Source organism: Okeania sp. (assembly GCF_983059655.1).
The window spans coordinates 1-4,976 of record NZ_CEZPJD010000610.1 but is presented as its reverse complement, the minus strand read 5'-3'; the positions used below and the strand labels follow the sequence as shown (position 1 = coordinate 4,976).

Below are 4,976 nucleotides of genomic sequence, written 5' to 3'. Positions count from 1 at the left end.
TTTTGTAGGTTGGGTTGAGCGGAGGGAAACCCAACATGATGTCAGCTTTTCTGAGGTAGGGCACTCGTGCTCCCAAATATCAAAGTACTATCTGGGTTGATGTTGGGTTGCGCTGTTGCTTAACCCAACCTACTTTTTATTACTTTGGTTTTTGTTGGGTTGCGCTGTTGCTTAACCTAACCTACTGACTGGTGTTTTTGTTGGGTTGCGCTGCCGCTTAACCCAACCTACTGACTACTACTTCAATTAACTAGGTTCTGGAATTGTGATATCTATTGAAGTAATTTTCAGATCGTTTCCGAGACTACTCAGAGGTGGTTGAATTGCTTCTTGGTTACCCACCACTAAAGTTACAGTTTGAGCTGGTTGCAAATATTTTTGAGCTACTCTTTGCACATCCTCAACGGTAATATTTTCTATTTCCTGACGATAACGGAAAATGAAATCTTTAGGATAATCATAATATTCATATCTCATCAAACGAGATAAAGTTTGAGCTGGGTCTTGAAAGTTGAAAATAAATGAGTTGAGAGTTGAATCTTTGGCATGGGCGAGTTCCTCTTTTGTAATAGGTTGAGTGCGAATACGTTCAATTTCTTCATTAACAGATTTGATAAATGGTACAGTTGCATCTGAACGAGTTTCACCCCCAGCGATGAATACTCCTGGATAATCATAGTTAGGACTCCAATAAGCAGAAACTGAATAAGCTAAACCTTGACGCGATCGAATATTATTAAACAAGCGTCCCCCCAAACCATTAAGTACCGCATTCATCACGCTCAAAGCTGTATAATCAGGATTATCTAATTTTCCTCCTAAATGACCCATCTGTACATAACTTTGAGTTAGCTGAGGTTGTTGAATAAAAAATAGACCGCCGACTCGATCTTGACTAACATTTGGTAGAGGAGGTGTCACTGCTTTAATGCTTGGTTGCCAGTTGCCAAATTTCTCTGTAATCAGCGATCGCATCTGTTTGGTCTTAAAATCTCCTACTACTCCCAAAATCATATTCTCAGGATGGAAATATTTAGCATAAAAATCAATTAAATCTTCCTGGTAAATATTATTTAGGGTTTCATATTCAACAGTTCGAGCATAAGGACTTTCTGTCCCATAAATCAATTTCTGGAACTCACGACCAACAATAGATTCAGGGTCGTCATTCCGACGAGAAATTGCACCTTGCCATTGTTGTTTGTAAAACTCTAGCTTTGCTTGATCGAATACAGGTTCGCGAATTACTTCGGTAAATAATCCAAATACTTCTGTCAAGTCTTCAGTCAGGCAACTAAACCTGGCACTGCCAGCAGTATCGCCGATGCCTGTTTCTACTACTGCTGCTTTTTGTTCGAGTATTTGATTTATTTTGTCAGCGGAATGTTGAGTTGTACCACCTGTACGCATAATAGTGCCAGTTAAGTCTGCTAACCCAACTTTATCTTCTGGTTCAAATCTTGAACCTGTCCGGAATATTGCTCTGCCTCCTATGAGCGGTAATTCATGGTCTTCCATAAGATAGACAACGATGCCATTATCAAGTTGAAAGCGAGTGTATTCTGGTAGCTCTAATTCTGGTAGTGGGGGAAATTCCAGTTCGGTATAATGTTTGGCTGGAGTTAGAGCTATGGCTGGTATTTGCCCTAAAATAGCTAACAGCATTACTACGGCTAGAAATGCTGTGATGAAAATTTTGGATTTAGTAATTTTCCTTTTGTAGTTAGAAAGCATTGTTTGTTTTGGTATGAAAGGGAATAGGGAATAGGCAACAGGCAACAGGCAACAGGCAACAGGCAACAGGCAACAGGCAACAGGCAACAGGGGGTAAATGCCATTAGCTTTTGACTTCACTTGGGAAGCAGTCTGCCAATAGTACGGTTTTCGGCAACAAAAGTTTTTTGAGCCACACGCATAATATCTTCTGTAGTTACTGCATTAATAGCATCTAATTCTTTAAACAGATTTTGCCACGAACCAGTTTTAACTTGGTAGCTTAAGAGGGCAGAAGCCATTCCCGTATTAGAATCAAGAGAGCGCAATAAAGCTGCCCTGGCTTGAGTTTTCACCCTTTCTAACTCTTGCTGAGAAACTGGCTCTGTTTTCAATTTTTCAATTTCTGTCTGCAAAGCTGCTCCAACTTCATCTACATTACTATTGGGAGCAGTCATAGCATAAAATAGCATTAGATGTGGATATTTATCTCCTGGATAACCACCTGCTCCTCTTGCTACTAAGGCTACTTGCTGTTTCTCAACTAATGACTGATAGAGGCGAGAAGTACGACCATCACTCAAGATGCTAGTAATCATTTGATAAATTACATTGTCGGGATGATTCGTTGCAGGTCTGTGATAACCCTCTATATACCAAGGTTGAGATTGCAACTTCATTGTTACTTCCCCTAGTTGAGTTTGGGGAGGTTCGACAATATTAACCTGTGGTGGTCTTTCTTTGGTTTCGTAGCGACCGAAGTAAATTTTTGCTAATTTTTTCACTTCTTTGGGATCGACATCTCCAACTATTGCTACTGTTAAATTACTGGGAACATAATGGGTATCAAAAAAGTCACGCACGTTTTCTCTGCTTAAATTTTCGATATCTTCTTGATAACCAATGACAGGGCGACGGTAAGGATGAACTTGGAAAGCTTTATTTAAAAATTTTTCCAACAATTGGGCAACTGGTGAATTTTCTGTGCGCGATCGCCTTTCTTCTAGAATTACTTGTTTTTCTTTGTAAAATTCTCTAAATACTGGCTCCAAAAATCTTTCTGACTCCAGAGACATCCATAATTCTAGTTTATTAGCAGGTAAACTGTAGAAGTATTGGGTGTAGTCTGCTGAGGTGGCAGCATTCATTCCTACTCCTCCTGCTTGTTTGACTATTTTGGAGAATTCATTTTGATTGACATATTCAGATGCCTGCTTTTGAGTTGCCTCAAATTTTGCTAAAAGTTGAGTGAGTTGTTCGGTTTTTTGGTTGGCACTAGCTGTTTGAATTTCTGCAAATATCTTATCTAGTTTCTCTAAAGTTTGCTTTTCAGCTTGATAGTCTTTTGTACCGATTTTTTTTGTACCTTTAAAAGCTAAATGTTCTAGGTAATGGGCCACACCTGTTTGACCGTCCGGTTCGTTTGCCCCACCAACATCAGCATAAATAGAAAAAGATATGACTGGGGCATTATGCCTTTCCAATACGATAAATTTCATGCCATTGTCGAGGCGAAATTCTGTTACTTTTTTGATTACTCGGTCTAGGTAAGGCTTAATTGATATTTTTTGATCGGGAGTAGATTCCCGTGCTAAGGCCATATTTGCGGGAAATCCGAACCAAAATAAACTGATGATAATCAAGCAAAGACATAAATTGAGCGATCGCTTTTTTAGTTTGGCCAATTCAAACCTACCAGTAATTATTTCTTTGTCAAAATAATTGGGTCTAAAACCCCGCCTTGATTGGCGAAATGTCTTTGAAGGCTTGATCAAATCCCTGTTACAAAAACAACTTCTGACTTCTGACTTCTGACTTCTGACTTCATTAAACCAAGCTGGTAAGAAAGTTTGCATAAATATTTGGAAATAAAAATTTAATATTTCGAGCTGAGTAGATTTTATCTCAGAGCTTTCTGTGATTGGGCGACAATTAGGATTATATTCTGAAGTCTGATATTTTGCGAATATTAGCCGATTAGACTCGTGAAATTATAGCAATAGACAGATATGGCGCGGACTTATGCTCATAATTATTTTTGACAGGAAAATATTTTTCAATCTGTTCCCTGTTATCTTTTTCTTTTGGGCTTAATATCCCACAGTCTACACGGTTTGACTCCCCATCTACTTTTTGCTTATTCCTTCTTGCTTCTTGCTTTTTCTTTCTTCCTTCTTCCTTCTTCAAAAAATTAAATCTTTTTTTATACTTCTCAAACCTATTCTTTGTTCCCAACAACTAAATGTATAAAAAATTTGTTAATTAATGCTTAAATTGCCAAATCATTAAGCTACAACTGGTTAAAATAACATAAAAGTTTGAACTATTATGAAAGTTTTAACTAAGTTACCAACTTCGGAGATACAGACACGAACCAAGATATTACAAGCAGCTCAAAAATTGTTTGCTAAATCTGGATATGATGGTACTACGATTCGAGATTTGGCAAAAAAAGCAGGAGTTGCAGAAGGTACTTTGTTTCGTCATTTTACTAATAAAAAAGCGATTTTGATTGAGTTAGCTACGGAGGGTTGGGTTGAAATTCTCACAGATTTATTAACAGAATTAAGTGAGATGTCTAGTTATAAAGCTGTGGCACAAGTGATGCGTCGCCGGATGTTGAATATGCGACCAAATACCGATCTGATGAAAGTTTGTTTCTTTGAAGCACAATTTCATCCAGAGTTGAGGGATAAAATTCAATCGGAAGTTATTGAGAAAATGACTGACGTAACGGAGGCTTTTTTTACAACAGCAATGGAGCGGGGTGTATATCGTCAGATGAACCCGAAAATTGTAGCGCGGGTATTTTTAGGAATGTTTGCGATCGCTGGTTTTAGTCAACAAACTTTATTGGAACCTGATGCTACCCCCCAAGCAATGCAGGAAATGGCAGAGGGGTTAGCTGATATTTTCCTGAATGGTGTTTTAGCTGAAGTCAGAAGTTAGAAGTCAGAAGTTAAATTAGTAGCATAGTTTTGTGGAATAGGCATCACTCAGAAGTCAGAAGTCAGAAGTTAGAAGTCAGAAGTTAAATTAGTAGCATAGCTTTGTGGAATGGGCATCTTGCCCGTTCCTGATATAGCGTTGTGTGCAGGCAACAGACAACAGGGCGAATAAAAAACTGTTTGCGTAGCATCTCCGTTGGAATAATATAAGATTTTCGCTATTGGACAGCTCTTGTAATTTGTACATAAGCCAGCGCACATTGCTATATCTAATATAGAATCCGGTTATATAGTATATGTTGGTAATTCTATAAT

At 38.2% G+C, this 4,976-nt stretch carries 4 protein-coding genes; 1 reads left to right on the top strand and 3 read right to left on the bottom strand.

The features are described from left to right. Positions 1–246: 246 nt before the first annotated feature. From AC3DU7_RS25125 to AC3DU7_RS25115, 3 genes are all read right to left on the bottom strand, one after another. Positions 247–1,665, bottom strand: a complete 1,419-nt coding sequence (locus tag AC3DU7_RS25125) for a M16 family metallopeptidase (RefSeq protein ID WP_488042020.1) — start codon at positions 1,663–1,665, stop codon at positions 247–249. Positions 1,666–1,850: 185 nt separating this feature from the next. Further along, positions 1,851–3,314 carry a M16 family metallopeptidase gene (locus AC3DU7_RS25120; RefSeq protein ID WP_488042019.1) on the bottom strand — a complete coding sequence of 488 codons (1,464 nt, stop codon included), beginning with the start codon at positions 3,312–3,314 and terminating at the stop codon, positions 1,851–1,853. Between the two features lie 376 nt (positions 3,315–3,690). Further along, positions 3,691–3,900, bottom strand: coding sequence for a hypothetical protein (locus AC3DU7_RS25115; RefSeq protein WP_488042018.1), 210 nt, complete (start codon positions 3,898–3,900; stop codon positions 3,691–3,693). A 141-nt stretch (positions 3,901–4,041) separates the two neighbouring features. Here AC3DU7_RS25115 and AC3DU7_RS25110 point away from each other — a divergent pair, with 141 nt between their 5' ends. Continuing rightward, the gene (locus AC3DU7_RS25110) at positions 4,042–4,662 is read left to right on the top strand and encodes a TetR/AcrR family transcriptional regulator (protein ID WP_488042017.1); all 621 of its coding nucleotides are present in this window, start codon (positions 4,042–4,044) and stop codon (positions 4,660–4,662) included. Positions 4,663–4,976 lie beyond the last annotated feature (314 nt).